Consider the following 289-nt stretch of genomic DNA (forward strand, 5'->3'; position numbering starts at 1 on the left):
TAAACGCCAGCACCTCATCGAGTGATTCCTCCAAGTGCGCCGCTACCTGGGGGAACTTTGGGTCTAACAGGTCGACGACTTCGCGGGCTTGTGCCCAGGTGGATTGGGCGTCGGGTTGTTGGAAGATTGTCTGGAACATCGCTTAAGACCATCGGCCACTGGGTTTTCGGGGCTTTTTCGTAGAGGTTCTTCGCGAAATGAGTCCGGCACCGCTGCCAGGATGCATCGGGCAACACTTGGATGCCCTCATGGGCATCACTGGTGATAAGGAAGACACCGCGAAGTCCAC

At 56.7% G+C, this 289-nt stretch carries 1 pseudogene; it reads right to left on the reverse strand.

Going from position 1 to position 289, the window contains the following annotated elements:
- A pseudogene (locus tag HMPREF2734_RS11540) lies at positions 1-289 on the reverse strand (transposase); the annotation flags it as partial.

This window comes from Corynebacterium sp. HMSC055D05, from assembly GCF_001810365.1.
In the GTDB taxonomy this organism is placed as follows: domain Bacteria; phylum Actinomycetota; class Actinomycetes; order Mycobacteriales; family Mycobacteriaceae; genus Corynebacterium; species Corynebacterium coyleae.